This window comes from Butyrivibrio hungatei (genome assembly GCF_900101605.1).
In the GTDB taxonomy this organism is placed as follows: Bacteria; Bacillota; Clostridia; order Lachnospirales; family Lachnospiraceae; genus Butyrivibrio; species Butyrivibrio hungatei_B.
Genome location: NZ_FMUR01000004.1, coordinates 257,111 through 281,153, shown reverse-complemented (window position 1 = coordinate 281,153; position 24,043 = coordinate 257,111). Strand labels below are relative to the sequence as shown.

23 protein-coding genes are annotated in these 24,043 nt (G+C 40.1%); 18 read left to right on the top strand and 5 right to left on the bottom strand.

Annotation, left to right across the window (positions count from 1 at the left end; genetic code table 11):
• The first annotated feature begins 9 nt into the window (after nt 1-9).
• From BLP87_RS03090 to BLP87_RS03045, 10 genes are all read left to right on the top strand, one after another.
• On the top strand, nt 10-999 hold the full coding sequence (locus BLP87_RS03090; RefSeq protein WP_074461390.1) for an ABC transporter ATP-binding protein: 990 nt from the start codon (nt 10-12) through the stop codon (nt 997-999).
• A complete protein-coding gene (locus BLP87_RS03085) occupies nt 996-1,988 on the top strand; it encodes an ABC transporter ATP-binding protein (protein ID WP_074461389.1) in 993 nt (330 codons plus the stop codon). Before BLP87_RS03090 ends, BLP87_RS03085 begins: the two co-directional genes overlap by 4 nt.
• Before the next feature lie 39 nt (nt 1,989-2,027).
• On the top strand, nt 2,028-3,905 hold the full coding sequence (locus tag BLP87_RS03080) for a peptide ABC transporter substrate-binding protein (RefSeq protein ID WP_074461388.1): 1,878 nt from the start codon (nt 2,028-2,030) through the stop codon (nt 3,903-3,905).
• Nucleotides 3,906-4,012: 107 nt separating this feature from the next.
• Nucleotides 4,013-5,656: a SulP family inorganic anion transporter gene (locus BLP87_RS03075; protein WP_074461387.1), complete on the top strand. Its 1,644-nt coding sequence runs from the start codon at nt 4,013-4,015 to the stop codon at nt 5,654-5,656.
• Nucleotides 5,657-5,950: 294 nt separating this feature from the next.
• Nucleotides 5,951-7,342 (top strand): PhoH family protein, encoded by a 1,392-nt coding sequence (locus tag BLP87_RS03070; RefSeq protein WP_074461386.1) that lies wholly within the window; start codon nt 5,951-5,953, stop codon nt 7,340-7,342.
• 286 nt (nt 7,343-7,628) lie between these two features.
• On the top strand, nt 7,629-7,952 hold the full coding sequence (locus BLP87_RS03065) for a hypothetical protein (RefSeq protein ID WP_074461385.1): 324 nt from the start codon (nt 7,629-7,631) through the stop codon (nt 7,950-7,952).
• The gene (locus BLP87_RS03060) at nt 7,936-8,316 is read left to right on the top strand and encodes a hypothetical protein (protein WP_074461384.1); all 381 of its coding nucleotides are present in this window, start codon (nt 7,936-7,938) and stop codon (nt 8,314-8,316) included. The genes BLP87_RS03065 and BLP87_RS03060 overlap by 17 nt, the downstream gene beginning before the upstream one ends.
• 18 nt (nt 8,317-8,334) lie before the next feature.
• Entirely contained in the window at nt 8,335-9,993 is a 1,659-nt protein-coding gene (locus tag BLP87_RS03055) for a hypothetical protein (protein WP_074461383.1), read from the top strand.
• Nucleotides 9,993-10,400 carry a hypothetical protein gene (locus BLP87_RS03050; protein ID WP_074461382.1) on the top strand — a complete coding sequence of 136 codons (408 nt, stop codon included), beginning with the start codon at nt 9,993-9,995 and terminating at the stop codon, nt 10,398-10,400. The genes BLP87_RS03055 and BLP87_RS03050 overlap by 1 nt, the downstream gene beginning before the upstream one ends.
• A 67-nt stretch (nt 10,401-10,467) precedes the next feature.
• On the top strand, nt 10,468-10,776 hold the full coding sequence (locus BLP87_RS03045; RefSeq protein ID WP_176756591.1) for a hypothetical protein: 309 nt from the start codon (nt 10,468-10,470) through the stop codon (nt 10,774-10,776).
• Between the two features lie 58 nt (nt 10,777-10,834).
• On the opposite strand, the gene BLP87_RS03040 is transcribed toward BLP87_RS03045, so the two are convergent.
• Entirely contained in the window at nt 10,835-11,131 is a 297-nt protein-coding gene (locus tag BLP87_RS03040; RefSeq protein WP_074461380.1) for a hypothetical protein, read from the bottom strand.
• 116 nt (nt 11,132-11,247) lie between these two features.
• Here BLP87_RS03040 and BLP87_RS03035 point away from each other — a divergent pair, with 116 nt between their 5' ends.
• Nucleotides 11,248-11,994 carry a hypothetical protein gene (locus BLP87_RS03035; protein WP_074461379.1) on the top strand — a complete coding sequence of 249 codons (747 nt, stop codon included), beginning with the start codon at nt 11,248-11,250 and terminating at the stop codon, nt 11,992-11,994.
• Nucleotides 11,995-12,339: 345 nt separating this feature from the next.
• On the top strand, nt 12,340-13,251 hold the full coding sequence (locus BLP87_RS03030) for an RluA family pseudouridine synthase (RefSeq protein WP_074461378.1): 912 nt from the start codon (nt 12,340-12,342) through the stop codon (nt 13,249-13,251).
• A 60-nt stretch (nt 13,252-13,311) separates the two neighbouring features.
• On the opposite strand, the gene BLP87_RS03025 is transcribed toward BLP87_RS03030, so the two are convergent.
• Nucleotides 13,312-14,586, bottom strand: coding sequence for a DNA polymerase Y family protein (locus tag BLP87_RS03025; protein WP_074461377.1), 1,275 nt, complete (start codon nt 14,584-14,586; stop codon nt 13,312-13,314).
• A 320-nt stretch (nt 14,587-14,906) separates the two neighbouring features.
• Here BLP87_RS03025 and BLP87_RS03020 point away from each other — a divergent pair, with 320 nt between their 5' ends.
• Nucleotides 14,907-15,464, top strand: a complete 558-nt coding sequence (locus BLP87_RS03020; protein ID WP_176756590.1) for a CAP domain-containing protein — start codon at nt 14,907-14,909, stop codon at nt 15,462-15,464.
• Between the two features lie 186 nt (nt 15,465-15,650).
• Here the strand turns inward: BLP87_RS03020 and BLP87_RS03015 are convergent, their stop codons facing one another.
• From BLP87_RS03015 to BLP87_RS03005, 3 genes are read right to left on the bottom strand one after another with little or no spacing between them, the layout of a single operon-like run.
• The gene (locus BLP87_RS03015; protein WP_026654634.1) at nt 15,651-16,094 is read right to left on the bottom strand and encodes an aspartate carbamoyltransferase regulatory subunit; all 444 of its coding nucleotides are present in this window, start codon (nt 16,092-16,094) and stop codon (nt 15,651-15,653) included.
• 20 nt (nt 16,095-16,114) lie between these two features.
• Nucleotides 16,115-17,062: an aspartate carbamoyltransferase gene (gene pyrB / locus BLP87_RS03010; RefSeq protein WP_074461508.1), complete on the bottom strand. Its 948-nt coding sequence runs from the start codon at nt 17,060-17,062 to the stop codon at nt 16,115-16,117.
• Between the two features lie 60 nt (nt 17,063-17,122).
• The gene (locus tag BLP87_RS03005) at nt 17,123-18,133 is read right to left on the bottom strand and encodes a DUF5050 domain-containing protein (RefSeq protein WP_074461376.1); all 1,011 of its coding nucleotides are present in this window, start codon (nt 18,131-18,133) and stop codon (nt 17,123-17,125) included.
• A gap of 118 nt (nt 18,134-18,251) precedes the next feature.
• Here BLP87_RS03005 and pheA point away from each other — a divergent pair, with 118 nt between their 5' ends.
• Genes pheA through BLP87_RS02980 form a run of 5 tightly spaced genes read left to right on the top strand, consistent with a single transcriptional unit; the run spans nt 18,252 to nt 24,037 of the window.
• Nucleotides 18,252-19,379: a prephenate dehydratase gene (pheA, locus tag BLP87_RS03000; RefSeq protein WP_074461375.1), complete on the top strand. Its 1,128-nt coding sequence runs from the start codon at nt 18,252-18,254 to the stop codon at nt 19,377-19,379.
• 36 nt (nt 19,380-19,415) lie between these two features.
• Nucleotides 19,416-20,963: a Ppx/GppA phosphatase family protein gene (locus BLP87_RS02995; protein ID WP_074461374.1), complete on the top strand. Its 1,548-nt coding sequence runs from the start codon at nt 19,416-19,418 to the stop codon at nt 20,961-20,963.
• A 19-nt stretch (nt 20,964-20,982) separates the two neighbouring features.
• The gene (locus tag BLP87_RS02990) at nt 20,983-23,145 is read left to right on the top strand and encodes an RNA degradosome polyphosphate kinase (protein ID WP_074461373.1); all 2,163 of its coding nucleotides are present in this window, start codon (nt 20,983-20,985) and stop codon (nt 23,143-23,145) included.
• A gap of 10 nt (nt 23,146-23,155) precedes the next feature.
• Entirely contained in the window at nt 23,156-23,767 is a 612-nt protein-coding gene (locus BLP87_RS02985) for a Maf family protein (RefSeq protein ID WP_330389955.1), read from the top strand.
• Between the two features lie 15 nt (nt 23,768-23,782).
• Nucleotides 23,783-24,037: a glyoxalase gene (locus BLP87_RS02980; RefSeq protein WP_074461371.1), complete on the top strand. Its 255-nt coding sequence runs from the start codon at nt 23,783-23,785 to the stop codon at nt 24,035-24,037.
• Nucleotides 24,038-24,043: the final 6 nt, after the last annotated feature.

The following is a 24,043-nucleotide window of genomic DNA, read 5'->3' as shown; positions in this document are numbered from 1 at the left end:
TTTAAAAAGATGAGTTTATTAGAAGTTAAAGATCTGCATACCTCATTTTTTACCGATGCCGGAGAGGTTAAGGCAGTTAATGGCGTATCATTTTATTTAGATAGAGGCAAAGTCCTCGGAATAGTAGGAGAGTCGGGTTCAGGTAAATCTGTAACAGCATATTCCATCATGCAGATTCTTGCCGGAGCAGGTAAGATCGTATCCGGCTCAATAAAGCTTGATGGACAGGAACTTGTCGGAGCAGGTGAAAAGGTTATGAAGACCGTCCGTGGAAATAAAGTTTCAATTATTTTCCAGGATCCCATGACATCACTTAATCCTACATATACAATCGGCCATCAGCTTATGGAGGCAATTTTGCTCCATACAAACAGAAACAGAGAACAGGCTAAAGAGCGTGCTATCGAAATGCTTAAGCTTGTTAACGTAAATGAACCTGAAAAGAGAATGAATCAGTATCCGTATGAGTTTTCAGGCGGAATGAGACAGCGTGTTATGATTGCGATGGCTCTTGCATGTGAACCTGACATTCTTATTGCCGACGAGCCTACAACAGCTCTTGACGTTACAATTCAGGCTCAGATCCTTGATCTTATGAAGTCTCTTCAGAAAGAGCTCGGAATGGCGATCATTATGATCACACACGATCTTGGTGTTGTTGCACAGATGTGTGATGAAGTTATTGTAATGTATGCAGGATCAATATGTGAGCAGGGTACAGCGGATGAGATATTCTACAATCCCTGCCATGAATATACAAAAGGGTTACTTCGCTCAATCCCTACAGAGGGAAAGGAAGGCAAAAAGCTTGAGCCTATCACCGGTACACCTATTGACCTTCTGAATATGCCCAAAGGATGTCCTTTTGCACCTAGATGTGAAGCTGCTATGAAAGTCTGTCTTCGTGAAAGAGCAGAACGTATGCAGATCAATGATGATCATGCGGCATGTTGCTGGATGAATGTTAAGAAGCAGATGGAAGGCGGTGAGTCCAAGTGAGCGAAAATATAAATAATGAAAAGAATCTTATTGAAATAAAGCATTTAAAAGAGTACTTTAATGTTAACGTAGGCTTTTTTAAATCAAAGTATTTGAAGGCTGTCGATGATGTATCTTTTTCTATTAAAAAGGGTGAAACACTCGGACTTGTAGGTGAGTCAGGCTGCGGTAAGACTACAGTCGGAAGAACAATATTAAATTTATACAAGCCTACATCCGGAGAAATCTGGTACGACGGTAAACTTATAAAGTCAAAGAGCGATATTAAGGAATTTAGAAAAAAGGCAACTATGGTATTCCAGGATCCATATTCATCATTGAATCCCAGAATGACTGTTTCCGATATTATCGGAGAGCCTCTTGATATACACAAACTTTATAAGACGAAGGAAGAGAGAAGAGAGCGTATTCTTGAGCTTATGAGCTATGTAGGACTTAACAGTGAGCATGCTTCAAGATATGCGCATGAGTTCTCGGGCGGACAGAGACAGAGAATCGGTATTGCAAGATCTCTTGCCGTAAATCCGGAATTTATTGTGTGCGATGAGCCTGTATCTGCATTGGATGTTTCAATCCAGGCACAGGTTATAAATATGTTTGATGAACTTCAGGATAAACTTGGACTTACATATCTGTTTATTGCTCATGACCTTTTGGTCGTAAGACATATCAGTGACAGAATAGCAGTTATGTACCTCGGAAAGATGGTTGAGCTTGCAGATGCCGATGAAATTTATCTTCATCCGCTTCATCCTTACAGTAAATCACTTCTTTCTGCGGTTCCAATTCCTGATCCTAAGATCGCAAGAGCAAATCAGCGAATTGTACTTTCGGGTGATATCCCAAGTCCGCTTAATGCTCCTTCAGGATGTCCTTTCCGTACCAGATGCCCTTATGCAAAAGCAGATTGTGCAGAGAGTATGCCTGAATTTAAGGAAGTTAGCAAAGGTCACTTTGTTGCGTGTCATCATGTAGAAGACGCCAACTAAATGATATATTATCATTCATAATTCAGAAGGAGGAAAATTATGAAAAAGAAATTACTCTCAGTACTTCTTGCTTCAAGCATGTTACTGAGCCTTGCTGCTTGCGGAAATACATCTGACACCGCAGATCAGGCAGGAACACAGAATGCTTCACAGGCTGCAGCGGAGGAGCGTTCAGCTTCAAAACCTGCTGAAGAAGGAAAAAACTCAGGCGTTATCAATGTTTGTCTTGGTTCAGAGCCTCAGTCACTTGATCCTGCTGTTAACTCTACAGTTGATGGAGCATCTGTCATCTGTCATCTTTTCTCAGGCCTTGCTAAGTGGGGCGCTGATGCTAACGGAAAAGCTGAGCTTCAGCCTGATTGTATAGAAGGATTTACAGAAGGCGTTAAGAACGACGACGGAACTGTTACATACACATACAAGCTTAGAGATGGCCTTAAGTGGTCAGATGGTAAGGATTTGACAGCAGGAGATTTCGTATATTCATGGAACCGTGCTGCAGGAACAGAACTTGCTGCTGACTATTGCTACATGTTCGATGTAATCGTAGGTTACGACGAGATGTGGGCTGACAATGCAAAGGGTGATGAGAAACTTAAAGTTGAAGCACCCGATGACAAGACTATCGTAGTTACACTTAAGAACGATGTTCCTTACTGGAACGAGCTTCTTGCTTTCCCTGCATACATGCCTGTTCGTGAGGACGTTGTATCAAACGAGAGCTGGGCTACAGATCCTAAGTCATATATCTGTAACGGACCTTACACAATAGCAGATTGGCAGCACCAGTCAGTTATCAAGCTCCAGAAGAGAGATGATTTTGTTGATGCAGCTGATGTAACAATAAATGAGATTAATTGCTATCTTTCTGATGATAATAACAACATGCTTGCTAACTTTGAGAACGGATCATGGGAGTTCATCGATGAAGTTCCTACAAACGAGATTCCTAACCTCAAAGAGAACTATCCTACAGAGCTTAAGATTGAAGGACAGCTTGGAACATATTATATCTGCTGGAATATCAACAAGGATATTCTTCCTAAGACAAGCAAACTCACTGGCGCTGAGAAGGTAAGAGCTGAGGAAGAAATCCGTAATGCATTTGCTCTTCTTATCGACAGAAACTACATTGTAAACGATGTTTCTAAGAAGGGTGAGATTCCTGCTTCTTCATTCGTTGCTATGGGTCTTACAGACGCTGACGGATCACAGTTCTATGAGAATGCAGGTCCCGATCCCAGCTATGTAGGTTACTATGATGTAAAAGAAGATGCTTATGAAGCAAACTGGGAGAAGGCTCTCACAACACTTAAGAAGTATTACACATTTGATGAATCTACACAGAAGTTCACAGATGTTCCTAAGCTTATGTACCTCTACAACACAAACGATAACCACAAGGCTATCGCAGAAGCTGTACAGTCAACATTATCAGGAATCGGTATTTCAATGGATCTTCAGAACCAGGAGTTCGCAACATTCGTTGAAACTCGTAAGAAGGGTGACTACTTCGTAGCACGTAACGGATGGCTCGGAGATTACAACGATCCTATTTCATTCCTTGATATGTGGATCACAGGTTCAGGTAACAACGACGTTCAGTACGGTAAGGGCGCACATGCTGATGTTAAGGCATACAGCATTGACCTTACAGACCTTGGATATGATACAAAGGTTGAGAACGGAACATGGGCTGAGACTTATGATGTTGTTATTAAGGACATCAAAGAGTGTACAGATACTAAGACTCGTTATGAGCTTATGCACAGAGCAGAGGATCTTCTTATGTCTACAGGATGTATCTGCCCTATCTACTTCTACACAGATATCTACATGGTAGATGACAGTGTAAGTGGAGTATACACAAGTCCTCTTGGATTTAAGTTCTTTATGCACGCAAAAGTTAACAAGTAATTGAATACGTGTTATAATATGAAACGCCGCCTCGGTATTCCGGGGCGACGTTTTTTTGAGCAGAGCACTTGCTGAACTCAAAAGTATTATATTCAAGGGAGATTATTATGGAAAACGAAAGATTAAAGCCAATGCTGTTTACTGTTATAAAAGGCTATAACGGCAAGCAGTTCTCACAGGACCTGATTTCAGGAATCATTGTTGCGATTATTGCATTACCGCTCTCAATCGCACTTGCACTTGCATCGGGAGTAGGACCTGAAGAGGGACTATATACCGCAATTGTAGCCGGATTTATCATTTCATTTCTTGGCGGAAGCAGAGTGCAGATTGCAGGACCTACAGCGGCTTTTGCAACTATAGTTGCAGGAATTGTTGCAAGTAAGGGAATGGAAGGCCTTGCACTTGCTACGATATTTGCAGGTGTTATCCTTGTTTTGATGGGAGTTTTCAAGCTCGGATCACTTATTAAATTTATTCCTTATACAATAACTACGGGATTTACAGCAGGTATCGCTGTGACTATCTTTGTCGGTCAGATAAAGGATTTTTTGGGACTTACATATCCTGCGGGAACTACAACAGTTGAGACTGTAGAGAAGCTTGAGGCGATTGGAAAAAATATTTCTACGATCAATTTCGGCGCTCTCATCGTTGGCGTAATCTGTCTTGTTATCCAGATTGTCTGGCCTAAGATTAATAAGAAGATACCCGGATCGCTCATTGCGGTTATCGTTGGTATTCTTATGGTTAAACTTCTTAATATGAATGTTAATACTATCGGAGATCTTTATGAAATAAAGGGACAGCTCCCTGCGCTTAGATTGCCGGCATTCAGCTATAAAACACTCAGAGAAGTCGCAGGAGACGGATTTACCATCGCGATTTTGGCTGCAATCGAATCTCTTTTGTCATGTGTTGTCGCAGACAGCATGATTGATTCCAAGCACAGATCAAACATGGAACTTGTTGCACAGGGTGTAGGTAATATCGGTTCTGCTTTATTCGGCGGAATCCCTGCTACAGGTGCTATCGCACGTACCGCTGCAAATATCAAGAACGGTGGAAGAACTCCTATTGCAGGTATGATTCACTCAATATGCCTTGTTCTTGTACTTGTTGTTTTGATGCCTTTTGCAGCACTTATTCCCATGCCCACCATTGCGGCAATTCTGTTCATGGTCGCATATAATATGTGCCAGTGGAGAACTTTCGTACATTTGTGTAAGACAGCGCCCAAGAGCGATATCCTTGTACTTGTAATGACTTTTGTGCTTACGATCGTATTTGACCTTGTTGTTGCTATTGAGATCGGTATGGTTGCGGCTTGCGTTCTTTTTATGAAGAGAATGAGCGAAGAATCAAGGGTCAAAGGCTGGAAGTACTATGATCCCGAGGATGATCCGGACGGAGCAGGCCTTAGAGATATTCCTAAGCACGTTCGTGTGTATGAGATAAGCGGACCTATGTTCTTCGGTGATGCCGAGCAGATTGCGGCTATCGGATTTAAGGAATTCACAAGAGTTCTTGTTATCCGTATGAGAGGTGTTCCGGCTATCGATGCGACAGCTATGCACTCTTTTGAAGAACTTTATAACAGATGTAAGAAGAATAATGTAACTCTTGTATTCTCACATGTAAACGAGCAGCCTATGAGCACTATGGAAAAAGACGGATTCGTAGATCTTGTCGGACGTGAGAATTTCAGACCACATATAGATGATGCCCTTGCCAGAGCGGCAGAGCTGTAAAAAATATTATAATCTGTATTGCTAAAAAAGATGTTTGGTTTTTGCTTAGGTATTGATTACGAAAAGCAAGTGCCGGACATCTTTTTAATTGAAAATTTCGGATAGGAGTTATAAGTTTTTTGTCTTATTGATTGATATAAAATTGACAATATATAGTGTGCTTTATAATAAAAAAGATAACGCAAACACAAGATGTGGTATAATTATATTGTAATCTGTATGCCAAGAGTAATAAAAGAGGCTTTTGGTATGGAAAGATGTATCATAAAAATAAAATAATGGGGAGGGCTCCGTATGAAGAAGATCTACGTACTGGACACCAATGTTTTGATTCAGGCACCACACGCCTTGAAGTGCTTTGAGGATAACGAGGTCGTTCTTCCACTGGTAGTCTTAGAAGAACTTGACGCCCATAAGCGTGATGAGGGCGAGAGAGGAGCTAATGTACGAGAAGCAATCAAGATCCTCGAGCAGATTCGGGGGACAGGCGATCTTGTTGCAGGGGTTAAGCTCGATAACGGCGGAGTTCTTAGAGTTGAAAAGAACTTTAAAGACGTGGAGCTTCCCAAAGATCTGTCGGAGCATAAATCCGACAATCGAATCCTGAAGGTTTGCAAAGGACTTTCAGAGAGTAGGAAAGAGCAGGTTATTCTTGTAACTAAGGACATTCTGATGAGGATAAAAGCTCAGATACTCGATATGAGATCTGAGGATTTTACCACAGAACAGGTTGCGGGAGGAGGTGAGCAGTACAGCGGACGAATAGATGTATATGCTCCCGAGGATGCCTTTAAAGAGCTTAAGAAAAAAGGTATTCCTATTGAAAAGGTGTATTGCTGTGATGCGGAAGGTAAGCGCTTTGCACCGGATCTTTATGAAAATGAGTTTGTTGTTGTAAGAGCAGATCAGTCCAATAATAAAACTCAGATGGGCAGAGTTTCGAATGGCTTTATCAAGAAGCTTGATTATGAAAAGAGTCAGCCCTATGGCGTTAAGCCGAGAAATGCAGGTCAGTATTTTCTTCAGGAAGCACTTATGCAGCCTGCTGATGTTGCACCACTTGTTATTGTTAAAGGAATGGCGGGAACTGCCAAGACTTTTTATTCGCTCGCGGTCGGCCTTGAGAAGATGCTCAACAGACCAACGGGTGAGTACAGAAGGATTCTTGTATGCAGACCGAATTCTCAGTTTGATGATGATATAGGTTTTTTGCCCGGAGATGAGCAGGAAAAGATTTCGCCGCTTATGCGTCCTATAATCGACAACCTTGAGCAGCTCATAGATTCTAACGAAGAAGAACGTTATAAGGATGAAAAAGAGCTGACGGACAAGACGGACGAAGTCTTTGACCGCGGAATTATTCAGTGTGAGGCTTTGAATTTCATAAGAGGAAGATCGATTCTGAAAACATATCTTATAATAGACGAAGCCCAGAATATGACGCCCACTCAGGCAAAAGGTATCATAACCAGAGCCGGCAAGGATACCAAGATTATTCTCCTTGGCGATCCGAACCAGATAGACAGACCTTTCCTTGATGAACGGACAAATGGACTGTCCTACGCAAGTGAGCACATGAAAGGAAGTCCGTTCTGCTGGCAGATATCTTTATCGGCATCGGAGTGTGAGCGTAGTCGTCTTGCAATGGATGCTATTGAACGTTTGCGGGACAAAAAAGATATTTGATGTGACGATTTATGAAAAAAGAAAATAGGTGAAGAGTATCAGAGCAGGCGTCTGTGTTGGACGCCTGCATTTTTGTAGATATAAGGAACAAAGAGTTTTCTGAAATTAGCTATGAACTTGAAGCTGATGTAGCGGATATTCAGTCATTCAAAATCGTGATATTTTTTCATACATCCTCCACTTATCCTGAAACAAACTTAATTTTAATTGATACTGTAACATATGCGTGATAAAATTGTTAACAGTATATTACAAAAGTTTTGGATTTAGAAACAAAAGGAGAGAGATGGAAAAAGAGGTTTTCATGGACACAAATGTGTTCACACAGATAGTTGGGGATATTCAAAGTGCCGCAGATAATCTGGTTCTTTCTGATAGTGCTCTCAAAAATTCAGATTGCCTTAACGGTTTTCCGGCAGGAGTTGAGATTATTGAAGCCTTAAAGGAAGTGCATACAACTTCGAAATTGTATAGATATGAAGCGGCTGTTGCCCTCCCCAAAGGACTTCTTACGCTTAGGGACAGCATGATAGAAGTTGATGAATCTGTAAGCAGAAGCCTTAGGGTTGATAAGACTCCGGGAGGTGTGAGAATTGAGTCGAAGAGGTGATATCGAGCGTGAGATTCGCCATAATTGCGAGAAGATTGATGATTATAGGTCAGAAATTTCAGACCTTCAGGAAAAAGCGGAGATCATAAAAGAGAAGGAAAGAAGGATTCGAAAAGAAGTTTATGAACCTACAAGATCTTATGATATAACTCACGGAGATGTATTTAGGGGACGTCTTGAGCGCGAAGTTGAAGAGTATCGGGCAGAAATCTGTAGAAGAACCGCTATGGGACTTGGTGAAACAGGAAAACTACTGTCAGATATTCAAAGCATCATAGATAGGATATATGAGCTTATAGAAGAACTCGAACACAGAAATAGTGAGCTTGAAGCGGAACTTTGCTCGCTTGAAGATGATTATTAAGGATGGAGTTTTATATAGATGGGGTTAATTTACGAGGACGAAAGATATTTTTCTGCAAGTGATGTTAATAGATTTGATGCAGAAAAATTCGATAGATTTATTGATTGCCTTGCACATGATATTGACAGGTACACCGCAGATGCGAAGATACTTGAGAACGGATATGGAAAATATTACCATAACACCACTTATGTAGGTCAAGCAGCCAATGCATCAAAAGAGTTCATTGACCGTAAACAGTTTGACAAATTTCATGTAGAGAGTAAGGAAGTTCAAAAAGAGCTTTTTTATAAATGCACCGACGTTCGGGATATGTTCAGAGAACAGGTTGATTCTTCGCCCAAAGCACGTATTGATTCTGAAACTTTGGAATTTATCAAGCGTGATTATAGGGATTATTACGACGAACTTGAACACGAAGGCTATGATATCGAATGCATGGCGCGGGAAATAGAGAATTACTATGGGAAATATGGAAAGGAAGTTACTCAGCCCAACTACCGCAGATCCATGGAAGTATATGATGAATTATGCTGTCATGGCGGCTTTATGGATAAATGCATACGGAAGTTTGAAAACTTCAATGAAGATGCCAGACAGCACATGAAGCGTTCTATGATAAAAGAACATTCTTACGATCTACAGAAAGATATAAAAGCCACAGCATCGTCGCTTGAAGGAATGACTGTGTTTAAGACCGAAGTAGAACGGCAGTCAGTTTGGGTTAATGCTCTTAATGCAAGTAATGTAGTAGTTGATCCTGAAAAGTTAGCGACTGATATACGAGAAATCATCAAACTTTCAGGATTGAAATATGACAAAAATGCACTTATTGATGCTAATATAATAAAGACTGCAACTAATCTGGCGTTACTAAATTGTAAAAGTAAAGATGAAAAAGTTTTAATACAAAATTGTTCGGCTTCGATGGTGTCAGCAGCTGCTATAGGGCCTATTTCATGGGATGTAATTTATGGAATAGTTGCGGCAGCAATTAAAGCTATTGGTGCTTCGCAGCCTTGGGCTATTGCAATAACTGCGTTTGTTCTTTTAATTTGTTTTGTTTTATCCTGTTCACATGATATTAAACGTGGTTTTGAAAGGTTTGTTTCGCCAAAGGAAAAAGAAGAAAATAGCCATATTATTGATATTCCGCCTAAAGAAGACAAAAAAACTATAATCGAAGGACCGACCGCCGTACCACAGAAACCTTCTGTGACTGATATTCCGTCCGGAAAGGTGGAAGAAAAAGAGTTAGGCCATGAAATATTCCCGAAGACTCCGGCAGATGAAGATAAACCGAAGATAATGACTATTCAAGGAAATGAAGATGGATTGGATTATTCTAATAGTGATTATGGTAAGTCGGTAGTTGTTTCGGAAGAAAAAATGTATCAACAAGGCAAGCATTACAATAAGCATGGTCGTGATATGGGGTATTCCAGTAAAAAAGAGTACGAACAAGGCGCACGAGATTTTCTTGAAAAGAACCGTGATGTAGCTGAAATATACGAAGGAACATGGAATGACTCTAGGGGAAGTCAAGCAGGGCAAAGGCAAATAATTATACGACATGATGGAAAACAGTTGATAATAAATAAAGAAACAAATCAAATAATAGATTATTATGAAGGCACTGATTTAGGCGGATTTAAAGATTTAGAAAGGGTACAATAATGTTGATTATAGGTGAAATTGAACCAGGTATAAGAATTGGAAACTTAAGAATTGGAGCAATGAAGGAAGAACTTCTTTCTCAAATCGAGGACAAATATACTGTTTGGGAAAGAGGAGATGGTTTTTCTATCTATACTTTTGATAACTACAAGCTTTGGTTTGATGTAGATGGTTCATTACAGCAGATTGGCGTTACAGATGGATTTAAAGGGAGCTATAAGTCTGTTCATATTGGGACAACCATGAAAGAAATAAAAACTGATTTTGGTGATTATGAGAATGAGAATGATGAATATGAAATTTCAGGGATCAAAGGACTTTGCTTTGAATTAGGTGATATGGATGACTGTGATGATTGGGATGAATTGGAAGCACCAATAGAATGGATTTTTGTTTATAAGTGTTAATGGGATTATGCATAAACTTAAAGAATTAGAAAATAATTTGCTCAATTACATGTTTGAAGCGGATTTTATGGATAAAAATATTTTAGTAAAACAAGCAGAAGAATCAGTGATTACAACGTTGTACGAGGAGGGGGTTATCACAATTAAGTTTTCAAATCTTCAAGGCGATATATATCCTCATTCTGTGAGGGTTCCTATTGAGATGAGGGCATTTCAGGAAGAAAGCGCTCCGATTGTGTTTATGCTTCATGTGATTAATGGATATTTGGATGAATTAGAAATATTTTCAGCGGATGGTTCAACAATTAATGTTGATAATATTTCGCTAGATAAACTGGAATATGTAATTGATCCCGAAGTTTCATGTGATAATTAATTAAAGAGGATGTAGCCTCAAATATTATTTGGCTACATTCTCTTGGCCATGATGATAACTATAAAAAATAAACTTCTTTCTCTATTTCTTCAAGCAAATCTGTTGGTAATTGAAATCCATTTTCATCGAATTCGGAATGTGAAACCAAAACAAGAGTCTCGTTTTCTCCCTGAATGGATCTTCTTTCTTCAATTGGGAGTTGATTATAGCATTTGCGAATATCTTCCCAGAAACGCAGAGTATTGACAAAATCCATTGGCTGGCAGTTATCGTCACAGACGTAATCACCGTTTTCGTAAGGGCTGTTGCCGTTTTTTACCCATTCTTGGAGAAGCTTACGTTCTTCTTTGGTCATGTCTTTAAAACCAAGTTCATATTCATTGAGCTGTTCGACAAGTCAATAAGCCTATAATTGAAACGCCTACTCCAGTACCGCAGGAACCTTCAGTAACTGACATTCCGTCCGGAAAGGTGGAAGAAAAAGAGTTAGGTCGAGATATCTTCCCGAAGACTCCGGCAGAAGAAAATGAGGGGCCTAAGATTTATTTAGAAGAGGGAGATACAGAAAGCAACACTGATAATAGGTTTAATGAATTATTAAATAGTGATGCTTATAAAAAGGATAATGGATATGAGTATGGGCGTATAGAACCGTTCGATTACCATGAAGTATATAGCGATGGAGAATATATATATATGATCCACGTTATAGTAATGAACCTGTTCCTAAGAGTGACTATTTTAGAAGTCTTAGAGAAATTAATCCAGATGGATTTGATGTATTTGAAAAAGATATGGAGCCATAATATGAATAAAGAATATGAAACTATAATAGGCAAGATGCTTAAAGAATATGTTCCGATAGAATGGATGAGGTATAAGATGTTTCATGTAGATGATGTATATTCATCTATACCGATGTTGGTTTTTCGATTAGAGCAAAAAGATGATAAATTTGATATGTTGTTAAAGTGTATAGATAATTTTAATGGAAATGCAAGGTGGGAGATTTTTAGAAATCCTTATACTCGTAAAGAAAATTATTTATTAACTGTTTCGGAAGTAAAACAAATGTATCAAGAAGAAAAAGAGAAATTAATGTATCAGAAAGATTTTTTTGGTGATGAATACATTGAAATATGCGATAAGGCTTTAAGTGATATTCCTAGATTGGCAAGCCATATTGAAAAGTGGTTTAATTCAAGTGAAGAAACGTAATATCAAATTTAGTTCGCGTATGGGTATACAGTACATGATTTCTACGGTTATGAAGGGATTTTATTATTGTCAGGAGTTTTCTGTTACAGAAAACTTAGAAAAGGAAGATTTTTATGATGTATACTTTGATCTATCAATACTAACCGGCAATATATATTGTTGATGCTAATATAATAATAGAATGTGGTGTTTGAATCGCAATATTTTTTTTGATGAATGTATTAAAGCTGGCTATATTCCAATGAGATACGGAAGAGTTTATAAAGATGCCATTTTAACCATTGTTTCCTGATACATCTGGAAAAGTAATGATACCAAGTGAAAGTAGGGAATCATAATATTGGAATGAATAAAGAATACAGAGAAATCGAATATACAGTGAAAGAAGCAGACGGAAGGCTAACTGCGGGCGAGATTATGAGAGAGAGGCTCATGCTTTCAAGTAGGGAGGTCAGCAGGTGCAAGCAATTTGATGATGGTGTTATGTGTAAGGGAATGCCTATACGGATAATTTCTGTGCTAGAGCCGGGTGAAGTGCTGACCGTAAGGCTATATGAAGACATAGAGAACGGATCGCTCATTATTCCGAGTGATGAGCCGATTGATATAGTATATGAAGATGAGGACCTTATCTTACTAAATAAAAAGGGAGATATGGTCGTGCATCCTTCTTATGCTCATTACAAGGATTCACTTAGTAATGCTCTTGCAGGCTTTTATAAGAAAACAGGACAGGAGCACGTTATGCGTGTGATAGGAAGACTTGACAGGGAGACGTCGGGACTTATCATTTTTGCAAAGAACAGGCACAGCGCTTCAATTCTTTCAAGAAAAAGTGAGCGTATGTCGAGAAGAAAAGAATATCTTGCTCTTTGCAGCGGTATTTTTGAGACCAAAGAGGGAACGGTAGATGCGCCAATAGAGAGAATCCCCGGACAGAGGATGATAAGAGAAGTGCGCGACGACGGTAAGAGAGCAATTACTCACTATAAGGTTGAAAAAGAGTTCCAGGAATTCTCATTGGTAAGGCTTAAACTTGATACCGGAAGGACGCACCAGATAAGAGTCCACATGTCATATATCGGGCATCCGCTTCTTGGCGATAACCTTTACGGAAAAGAGATTGAAGATAATAAAGGACTTACGAGGGCTGCACTTCATGCATGCCATCTTGAATTTGAGCAGCCTATAACGGGAGAGAAGCTTTCTTTTGAAGCACAACTCCCCGAAGATATGCAAAACGCAATTGGTGATTAATGGAAAAAAGCAGATTTATACAATGTTGTTGCATGTATAAAACTGCTTTTATATTGCGTATCAGACGCGTCCTTTCTTTATTGTATCTTTTCCAAACTTCAGATTGATCTCATCAGCCATTTTATTCAGCCGCTTTGTGCGCTCATCATTATTACTGTTGTTAAATGAGGCATCAAACAGCGAAAGCTGTCTATAGGAGCCGTCATCGAGTTTACTTAGGCCAACGCCTACAAGTCTGACATTTTCACCCTTCATAAAAAGACCGTCCGGTCCAAGTAACATTTTATCTGCCAGTTCTTTGGAATATATAAAAAGCTTGTCGGCATCATCGATGGAATTTTCAAGCTGCATCTGGCAGGAGTGACGCTTAAAATCAGTAGTCTTAACGGAGACTGTGACTGTACGGCCAAATACATTGTCGCGCCTTAGCCTTTTCGATACGCTTTCTGACAAATATTTAAGAACGGGTATTATATCAGTATCGTAATTATTGGCGGTTAGATCCGATGAAAGAGTTGTTTCGTTTGAGTAGCTTTTGGCTTCTTCATATTCGACTGAGACAACATTGCTTCCGTAGCCGTTTGCGCTGTAATATATATAATTTCCGATATTTTCTCCAAGTATATGCGACAACATAGACAAATCAGAGTTTGCGGCATCTCCGATCGTGCGGATCCCGATGTTTATGAGCCTTTCAGCGGTTGCCTTGCCGCATCCGTATAAGTCGCCTATGGGAAGTGGCCACATTTTCTTTTCTATTTCATCAGGGAAAAGAGTATGTATCTTATCCGGTTTGGTAAAGTCACTTGCCATCTTTGCAAGAAGTTTATTGTCTGATATTCCGACATTTACGGTAAATCCAAGAGTGTCGCGAATTTCATTCTTGATCTTATCGGCAACACAGATGGGGAATGGCATATCGGGCGTGACAAGGTCTGCGTAGACCGATTTCATTCCTGTCATATCAAGGTATGCCTCATCGACAGATACCTGTTGAACTCGCGGAGAATACTTGTTTAATATATCGATAAAAGCGTGAGAGTATTTCTTGTAAGTTGCAAAATCAGATTGAACCAGGACCAGCTTGGGACATTTCTGAAGAGCTTTGATAACAGGCTCGCCCGTAACGATTCCATATTTCTTGGCCGGAATTGATTTAGCCGTGATAATGCCGTGACGCGTCTTGACATCACCTCCCACGGCGGAGGGAATAGTCCTTAGATCGATGCTCCCGGGCTCTTCCTGCAATTTCTTAAGTGCCGACCATGAGAGAAATGCTGAGTTTACATCGATGTGAAATATGTAATTGTCATAATTGTATGATAAAACGTTCAAAAGAAACCTCACAAACGGTAAAGATGTGATGAAAACTGATTTTTTCTTTCAAGATTACTATACACCGAACATACATTCGAATCAACAGGGCAAAATGTGAATTTTTAAAATCCAGTAAAAGAGTGTGTTTGAAGAGTTATATCGAAATTTAGGTAAAAAAATTTCAACGGACAACTTATTTAAGTGAAATAATAGATATTTTTAATCCAAAAAAAGTGATTAACTATATTGAATGATAAAAAGAATTGATATAAAGTATAGCTAGGTTATGAGAGGGTTATGTTGTACCTAATATTTATGCTTATGCAGGAGAGATGGATATGAGAAATTTAAAGAAACTTTTCGCTGTAATGTTTTCATGTGTACTTGCTTTCACTTTTGTGGCTTGCGGATCGGCCAAAGAGGGGGCACTTGATGGCCAGGCTGCTACAAGAGGAGCTGAGGAAGGAGCCGGAGAGACTTATATTGATGATCAGGCAATTGCTCTTGCAGGATCTGCTTCATCAAGCCAGGCAGCAATCGATGCTTGCGCAGGTGTATTCAACCTTATGAATCAGCAGAGAGCAGCTCAGGGACTTTCAGCACTTGTATGGAGCGATGCTCTTACATCAGCAGCTCAGGTTAGAGCTAATGAGATCACAACTTCATTTTCACACACAAGACCTAACGGATCTGATTTCTGGACAGTAGATAGCAATGTTCAGTACGGAGAGAATCTTGCTAAATTGTATCAGTCAGCTGATGCGGTTTACACAGCATGGATGAACTCACCTACACACGCTGCCAACATTCTTGATGGCGGATATAAGACTGTAGGTATCGCAGTATTCCAGGCAGCAGACGGAAACTGGTACTGGGCACAGGAATTCGGATATTGATAAATTGATAATATAAACAAATACAACAGACAAACCCCATGAAGTAGAAGCCTTGAGAAACAGATGATTTCTCAAGGCTCTTTTCATCTGAATCAATAAGATCATTTCATCGTAATATTATTTTTATTTGAATCTAAAAAAAGAGCCGCAAGCGACTCTTTTTTTATAGGAAAACTCAGTGAATTCTTAGTTCTTGGAAGCATCTCCTTCCGTATACTTCTCATCGCAGTATTTGCAACGGTATACCTCGTTCTTCTCGTCGGCAAGATAGAAGACCTGAGGAAGTCCCTGCTCGATAGATGAGATACATCTGGGATTGTGGCAGCGGATAACGTTTGTGATCTCCTTGGGAAGTACGAGAGCGCGCTTTTCGATGATCTCGCCGGATTTGATAACATTAACAGTGATGTTGTGATCGATATATGCAAGGATATCAAGGTTGAGAGTATCGATGTCGCATTCAACCTTTAAGATATCTTTTTTGCCCATAACCTTACTCTTGGCATTCTTTATTATGGCAACCGTTGAATCGAGCTTATTGAGCCCTAAATGATTGTAAATCTGCATGCCTTTTCCGGCCTGGATATGATCAAGTACAAAACCTTCTTCAATTTTTCCGATATTTAACATGTATGACCTCTTTCTGTTTATTAGAATTTCTTAAGCAATCCTTCGTTCATATGAGCATCTGTCATATTAAGAAGCGTAAGGATAAGCGCCATTCTTACATACAGCCCGTATTGAACCTGCTTGAAATAAGCAGCTCTGGGATCTTTGTCAATCTCTACGGCAATCTCGTTTACTCTCGGAAGAGGATGGAGAATGTGCATTTTTTCTTTTGCAAGAGTCATCTTTGCTTCGTCGAGAATGTAGAAATTGCGAAGTCTGATATAATCTTCCTCATTGAAGAAACGTTCTTTCTGTACACGTGTCATGTAAAGAAAATCAAGTTTTGGCATTACTTCTTCAAGCTTGATCACTTCTTCGTATTTGATGCCTTTGTTATTGAGCATTTCTGTAATGTAATCAGGAACGCGAAGCTCCTTGGGAGAAACAAAGATGAAATTAATTCCTTCATATCTTGTCAGAGCATTTATCAAAGAGTGGACTGTTCGACCAAATTTAAGGTCGCCGCAAAGACCGATAGTGAAATCACCTAATTTACCATGTAAAGATCTGATCGTAAGAAGATCGGTAAGTGTTTGTGTAGGATGTTGATGACCACCGTCACCGGCGTTTATAACAGGTATCTCGGAGTTGGCAGCTGCTACCATCGGAGCACCTTCTTTTGGGTGTCGCATAGCACATATGTCAGCGAAACAGGAGATAACACGAATCGTATCGGCAACGCTTTCTCCTTTGGCTGCCGAAGAATTGCTTGCATCGGCAAAACCAAGACATTTGCCGCCAAGTCTTAACATCGCAGTTTCAAAACTAAGTCTTGTTCTTGTACTTGGTTCATAGAAACATGTAGCGAGAAGCTTTCCGTCACACTTGTGAGAGTAGGCTTCCATATTTTTCTCAATGTCGTTAGCTACATCGAAAAGGGCCTCCAATTCAGAAACACTGAAATCGAGGGGGTTCATCATGTGTCGCATATTATTCATACCATCTCCTCAAAAAAATCAAAAAAAGATTACTAAATCGCTATGAACGGATCAGTAGGCACTTACAAAAATAGAAGCAGGTGACGATCCATTCAATGGCATATGATACATCACATCATCCAATCCGTAAACCTTAAAATAAAGATATTTTGAAGACAGATTTATACTGTTTACTATTCCGTCAAATAAGACTACGGTGTCTCCTCCTGTGAGAGTACATCTTTTTAAAGACGGAGTGTTCGGATCGGAAAATGCATAATAAATATAATTATCGTCCATGGCAAAACAATCAAGCCTTTCCGGAATAATAGGCTGCTTTTCGCCGCTTGCAAGATTTGCGCGCCATAAACTGTAATTATCATCGCCGTTCATGTAGTAGATATAGTCTCCATGGACAACGGGATTAAAATAGTTGCCTTCGAGTACGGTAGAAATCGAATCTCCCGCAGCTGTCTGCATGGCATGAAGGTTGTGATCTGCTGTCACACCTGAAAAATATATTGCACCGTTACTGTAACAAACGGGAGATATCTTTTCATTCGCAACGACAGAGCGGTTCTTCTGATCGACTCGTATCTTTTCAAGAGTTCCTCCGTTGTTTTTCTTAACCTGGAAATACAGATATTCTCCGCATAACTGAACTTCTCCGCAGAGATCTCTTAAAAGACAGACCTGATTTCTTCCGTTAGTCTTGCACCTGTAGATACCGTACTGATTGGTGACTGATCCAAGACCTGAAAGATTGCCGGATTTTTTGGTAGAGTCCATGTAGAAATACAAAAGACCGTTTGCGCCGTTTATATATTTGACTCCCATGCTGGTGAGTCTTTTGGGATTATTTTCATTGGGATCCATGGAATAAAGACAATCGCTGTCAGCGGGATTGGAAAAAAAGACCTTGCCGTCCATTTCAAAGACAAGACCGGAATTATGAAGATTGCCCGCCAGGTTGCCATGATCGGATGGGAACATAGCTATCTGCTGATCCTTGATATGGACTGCAACAACAAATGCTATGATAAGAGTAATGATAGCGAAAGTAACCGCAGTTCGTTTTGTCATTTGTCCACCTCTTTTTATGTTTCCGTTATAATTATTATAGGCGTGTTATTTCTTGCTATCAAGAAGCATTTGTTCTAAAATTCTATTAGATTTAACACTTGGAGGAATACGCAAATTTATGGATCTGAAAGATTTACGAAGCGAGATTGATGTTATAGACAAGCATATTGTCGAACTTTATGAAAAGAGAATGGAAGTTGCGTCACAGGTCGCTGATTATAAAATATCTGTAGGAAAAAAAGTTTTTGACAAGCAAAGAGAAGATGAGAAGCTTAAGGCGGTTAAGGCGCTTGCACATTCTGATTTTAACAGGATTGGCGTTGAGGAGCTCTTTTCCCAGCTAATGTCTATGAGTAGAAAACTTCAGTATCAGAAACTTTCAGAGAAAGGAGCTTCGGGGAATCTTCCTTTTATACAGAAAGACAGCATAGATAAAAAGAACTCCAGAGTTTGTTTTCAGGGCGCTGCGGGATCTTATTCGGAAGAAGCAATGAAAAAGTTTTTCGGAGAAGATGTAAACAGTACAGCTGTTGAGACATTCAGGGATGCAATGGCTCTTTTGGAAGAGGGAAGTGTTGATTATGCGGTTCTTCCCATTGAAAATTCGACAGCGGGTATCGTGAGCGAGATATACGATCTTCTTTCCGAGTATGAACATTATATCGTCGGAGAACAGATCATAGAGATTAAGCATTGTCTTTTGGGCGTACCCGGAGCAAAGCTTGAAGATATCAAGACGGTCTATGCTCATCCGCAGGCACTTATGCAGAGCGCGAAGTTCTTGTCTGAAAACGGAAACATTCAGCAGATAGGTATGAAGAACAATGCGTTTGCGGCAAAGAAAGTTGCAGATGAAAAAGATAAAACTCAGGCTGCTATAGCAGGTGCCGGCGCAGCTGGCGTGTACGGCCTTGAAGTAATAAAAGAAGGAATAAATCAGGCGGATTCAAATTCGACAAGATTTATAATAGTAACAAATCAGAAAGTATTTTTGAAGGATGCGAAAAAGATAAGCATATGCCTCGAAATCCCACATGAAGCAGGCTCTCTTTATCACATCATGTCACATTTTATATATAACAATCTCAATATGACCAAGATTGAATCAAGACCTATAGAGGACAGAAACTGGGAATACAGATTCTTTATAGATTTTGACGGAAATCTTGGAGACAGTGCGGTTAAGAATGCACTTCGCGGACTTCGTGAGGAAGCAAAAACGCTTAGAATACTCGGTAATTACTGATTTTTCAGCAGAATTAAACTATGAGGGGTTTAACTTATGACGGGTGAAGTATTTGCTGCTATTGACGTCGGTTCATATGAAATATCGCTTAAGATATTTGAACTGTCAATGAAGTATGGTGTAAGAGAACTGGATCACGTATGTCATCGCATGGATATCGGAAGTGAGACTTATGCTACGGGAAGAATATCAAGTTATCACGTCGATGAGATGATACGTATTCTTTCGGAGTACAAGAAGATAATGAAGGAGTACGGAGTAACTCATTATCAGGCGTACGGAACCAGTGCGATAAGGGAGACTAAGGATATTGCCATTGTACGTGACCTTATCGAGAACAGAACGGGCATACATATAGATGTCCTTAGTAATTCGGAACAGCGTTTTATAGACTATAAGTCCATTGCGCTTAAATACGATCAGTTTGAAGAGATAATCTCTAAACCTACCGCAATCGCGGATATAGGCGGAGGAAGTATACAGATATCTCTTTTTGAAAAAGATACACTTGTTGTAACTCAGAATCTTATGACAGGTGTTCTTCGTCTGCATACGACCATGGAGCAGGTGCATGCTTCAAGACTTAAGTACGCGGAGCTAGTTACGGAGCTTATTAATTCAAGACTCTCGGTTTTCAGTAAGATGCATCTTAAGGATAAAAAAGTCGAGAATCTTATTATCATTGACGACTACGTATCTCCGGTGCTTCAAAAGGTCGGTATCGGAACGGAGAGAGAAGGATACGCTTCGGCGGAGGAATATCGCTCTTTTTATAAAAAATCTTATAAAAAGAGCGATCTTGAACTTGCCAAAAAGCTCAATATTCCGGAAGAGAATGTTCCGCTTTTTCATGTTGCGGGTGTCCTTGTAAAGTGTATTCTGGACGTTACAAATGCTGAAAATCTGTGGGCTCCGGGAATTACACTTTGCGACGGAATAGCCTATGAATATGCGGAAAACAAGAATTACATAAAGTCGCCGCATGATTTTGAACAGGACATTATTGCCTGTGCACAGAATATTTCAAAGAGATATATGGGCAGCAGGTCAAGAAGAGAGACACTTCAGAAGATCGCGCTTACTATCTTTGACAGTACGAAGAATCTGCATGGACTCGGAGAAAGAGAGAGACTTCTTTTGCAGATCGCAACGATCCTTCACGATTGCGGAAAGTATATTAGTCTTGTATATCTGGGCGACTGTTCGTACAACATAATAATGTCGACTGAGATTATCGGTCTTTCTCATGTGGAGAGAGCCATTGTTGCAAATGTCGTGAGATTTAATCACGAGAGTTTTGAGTATTACAGCAGCGGAAGCAGATTTTTTGACGGACTATCAAGGGAAGACTATCTCAGGATAGCTAAGCTTACAGCGATAATACGAGTTGCGAACGGCCTTGACAGGACGCATAAGCAGAAGTTTAAAGATGTAACGGTAGAACTTAAAGAAAGAGAGCTTGTTATAAATGTCGATACTGCGGCGGATATAACGCTGGAAAAAGGTCTTTTTACAAACAGGGCGAATTTTTTTGAAGAAGTGTTCGGGGTAAAGCCGGTAATAAGGCAGAAGAAGCTGTTGTGACAAATATGAGAGGGATATTATGACAAAGAGCAAAACTTCAGGTAAAACGGGCGTTAATGTTGAAAGTTCCAAATATTATATGAACAGGGAACTTAGCTGGATCCAGTTTAACGAAAGAGTGCTTTGTGAGGCTGAGGATGAATCGAATCCTTTGCTTGAGAGAGTTAAGTTTTTGAGTATTTCGGCAAGTAATCTTGATGAGTTTTTTATGGTTCGCGTTGCATCGCTCAAGGATATGATAAATGCGGGGTATAAAAAGCCGGATATCGCGGGGATGACTGCGACAAAGCAGCTTCAGGAGGTCCTTAAAAAGCTGCACGATTTTACGGAGAGTCAATATGCGGTCTATAATGACTGTCTTTTGCCGCTTCTTGAAGAAAACGGATTTAATATATGCGATATAAGCGAGCTTAAGGGAAAAGAGCTTGATTATGCGGAAAGATATTTTGATGAAGTTGTTTTCCCTGTTCTGACTCCCATGGCAGTTGATTCATCGAGGCCTTTTCCGCTTATAAGGAATAAAACGCTCAATATCGGAGCGCTCCTTAAAAAGAAAGAGGGAAAAGACGACGTTGATTTTGCTACCGTACAGGTGCCGGACGTTCTTCCGAGACTATTACATATTCCGGGAAATGAAGAGAACAGATCGGGGAAATATATATTTCTTGAAAATCTCATAATGCAAAACGTGGATAAGCTTTATCTTAACTATGATGTCATTGCCAGCGCACCTTACAGGGTTGAGCGAAATGCCGATCTTTCCATAGATGAGGACGAAGCGGAAGATCTTCTTAAAGAGATTGAGAAGCAGATAAAGAAGCGTCAGTGGGGACAGGCGATAAGGCTCGAAGTATCTGCGGGGATGGATGAGAAGCTTTTAAAGCTTATAGCCAAGGAACTTGATGTTGACGACAATGAGATATTTAAGGTGAACGGACCGCTTGATCTTACTTTTTTGATGAAGCTTTATAAGGTTGAGGGATTCGATCATCTCAAAGAGCATGGATACAGGCCGCCAAGTCCGGTTCCTGCCTTTATAGGAGAAAAGGATATTTTCAAGGTTATAAGTGACGGTGACGTCCTTATGCATCATCCTTATGAGACTTTTGAAAATGTTGTCAGATTTGTAGAAGAGGCAGCAGTTGACCCCGGAGTCCTGGCAATCAAGCAGACTCTTTACAGAGTAAGCGGTAACTCGCCTATTATCGCGGCACTTGCAAAGGCAGCAGATAACGGCAAGCAGGTTACGGTGCTTGTTGAGCTTAAGGCAAGGTTTGACGAAGAGAATAATATCGTATGGGCAAAGATGCTTGAGAAAGCAGGATGCCACGTAATATACGGTCTTGTGGGACTTAAGACGCATTGTAAGATAACGCTTGTGGTCCGTAAGGAAGAGGACGGTATAAAGAGATACGTTCATCTTGCTACGGGAAATTACAATGATTCGACTGCAAAGCAATATACGGATATAGGTCTTTTCACATGCGCACCTGCGTTTGGTGAGGATGCGACGGCCGTATTCAACATGCTTTCGGGATATTCGGAGCCGCTTGGATGGAACAAATTGTCGCTTGCGCCTCTATGGCTCAAAGACAGAATAATAGACCTTATCAGAAGGGAAAAAGAGCATGCTCTTAAGAATGAGCCGGCAAGGATCGTTGCAAAGATGAATGCGATATGCCACAAGGAGGTCATTACAGAGCTATATCTTGCAAGCTGCGCAGGAGTTAAGATTGATCTTATAGTAAGGGGAATTTGCTGCTTAAAGACAGGAATAAAGGGTGTTTCAGAGAATATTACAGTGAGATCCATCGTCGGTAATTTCCTTGAGCACAGCAGAATATTCTGTTTTGAGAACGGCGGCAGCAGAGAAATCTATGCAAGCAGTGCGGACTGGATGCCGCGAAATCTTGAAAGACGTGTGGAGATTCTTTTCCCCATTGAGAATGAGGAACTTAAAAAGAAAGCGTGGCATATACTTGACCTGGAACTTCGTGATACCGAGAAGGCTCATATAATGAATGACAAGGGAGAGTACGTAAAGGCCGTTGTTTCTGAGGATGTACCGAGGATAAATTCGCAGAAGATACTGTGCGAAGAGGCTTACGCAGAGGCAAAAACATTTAACAGCAGGAACACGAGGATCTTTATTCCCGAGACAAATCCTAATGTTAAGGCTTAAAAAGTGAAAAATGTACTATTGTAAAGGAGTAGCACGAGGTAATAAGATGAGATATGTACTGGCATCGGGGTCACCCAGACGCAAAGAGCTTTTGAGAAAGGTGATCGAGGATTACGAGATTCTTATTCCGGAAGGAGAAGAGGTCACAGACTCAAAGGAGCCCGAAAAAGTTGTCATGGAGCTTTCTTTCAAAAAAGCTTCAGAGATTTTTCATAAAATTTTAACGGAAGACGTGGTTGTAATAGGCGCTGACACAGTCGTATCATATAATCAGAAAGTGCTTGGTAAACCTTCTGATAAAGATGATGCGAGGAGGATGATCGGGGAGCTTTCAGGCAACACGCATCAGGTATACACAGGGGTGACTTTATTTTTCAGGAAAGACGGAAAAGAAGGACACATATCATTTTGCGAAGAAACAAATGTTGATGTCGTAAAAATGACTGATGATGAAATTGACGCTTATGTTAAAACCAATGAACCTGACGACAAAGCGGGAGCCTATGGGGTACAAGGCTTGTTTGCACGCTATATCGGCGGAATAAAGGGTGATTTTTATAATGTTGTAGGTTTGCCTGTGGCAAGACTCTACGCAGAGATGAAAAGGAAAGATTTGTTGTAATTGGAGGTTTTTTGTATGCATGAGTATGATGAAGCAGTATTGAGATGTTTTTTGGAGAATCAGGGACAGCTTTTTCCTGAGGATGTAGCAGAGAACATGGAAGAAGCGGAAGCTTTTTTGGAGGACTCGATGGCAGTTGTTGTTAACAGTCCGGATGAAGTCGAAGAGTATTTTGAGGAGTCCGGTGTTGACACTGAAGGTAGTAATGTACTTGAAGCTGATGAAGTTTTTGATATAGGTGACGGAAGATATTTGATCGTTGAAGCATAAGAAGTA

Coding starts and splice junctions, on each gene's coding strand:
- BLP87_RS03065 (WP_074461385.1), top strand. CDS start 7,629: ATGGAAAAAGAGGTTTTCATGGACACAAATGTGTTCACACAGATAGTT.
- BLP87_RS03030 (WP_074461378.1), top strand. CDS start 12,340: ATGAATAAAGAATACAGAGAAATCGAATATACAGTGAAAGAAGCAGAC.
- BLP87_RS03040 (WP_074461380.1), bottom strand. CDS start 11,131: ATGACCAAAGAAGAACGTAAGCTTCTCCAAGAATGGGTAAAAAACGGC.
- BLP87_RS03075 (WP_074461387.1), top strand. CDS start 4,013: ATGGAAAACGAAAGATTAAAGCCAATGCTGTTTACTGTTATAAAAGGC.
- BLP87_RS03070 (WP_074461386.1), top strand. CDS start 5,951: ATGAAGAAGATCTACGTACTGGACACCAATGTTTTGATTCAGGCACCA.
- BLP87_RS03055 (WP_074461383.1), top strand. CDS start 8,335: ATGGGGTTAATTTACGAGGACGAAAGATATTTTTCTGCAAGTGATGTT.
- BLP87_RS03050 (WP_074461382.1), top strand. CDS start 9,993: ATGTTGATTATAGGTGAAATTGAACCAGGTATAAGAATTGGAAACTTA.
- BLP87_RS03045 (WP_176756591.1), top strand. CDS start 10,468: ATGGATAAAAATATTTTAGTAAAACAAGCAGAAGAATCAGTGATTACA.
- BLP87_RS03020 (WP_176756590.1), top strand. CDS start 14,907: ATGAGAAATTTAAAGAAACTTTTCGCTGTAATGTTTTCATGTGTACTT.
- pyrB (WP_074461508.1), bottom strand. CDS start 17,062: ATGCGACACATGATGAACCCCCTCGATTTCAGTGTTTCTGAATTGGAG.
- BLP87_RS03005 (WP_074461376.1), bottom strand. CDS start 18,133: ATGACAAAACGAACTGCGGTTACTTTCGCTATCATTACTCTTATCATA.
- BLP87_RS02985 (WP_330389955.1), top strand. CDS start 23,156: ATGTACTATTGTAAAGGAGTAGCACGAGGTAATAAGATGAGATATGTA.
- BLP87_RS02995 (WP_074461374.1), top strand. CDS start 19,416: ATGACGGGTGAAGTATTTGCTGCTATTGACGTCGGTTCATATGAAATA.
- BLP87_RS03090 (WP_074461390.1), top strand. CDS start 10: ATGAGTTTATTAGAAGTTAAAGATCTGCATACCTCATTTTTTACCGAT.
- BLP87_RS03015 (WP_026654634.1), bottom strand. CDS start 16,094: ATGTTAAATATCGGAAAAATTGAAGAAGGTTTTGTACTTGATCATATC.
- pheA (WP_074461375.1), top strand. CDS start 18,252: ATGGATCTGAAAGATTTACGAAGCGAGATTGATGTTATAGACAAGCAT.
- BLP87_RS03080 (WP_074461388.1), top strand. CDS start 2,028: ATGAAAAAGAAATTACTCTCAGTACTTCTTGCTTCAAGCATGTTACTG.
- BLP87_RS02990 (WP_074461373.1), top strand. CDS start 20,983: ATGACAAAGAGCAAAACTTCAGGTAAAACGGGCGTTAATGTTGAAAGT.
- BLP87_RS02980 (WP_074461371.1), top strand. CDS start 23,783: ATGCATGAGTATGATGAAGCAGTATTGAGATGTTTTTTGGAGAATCAG.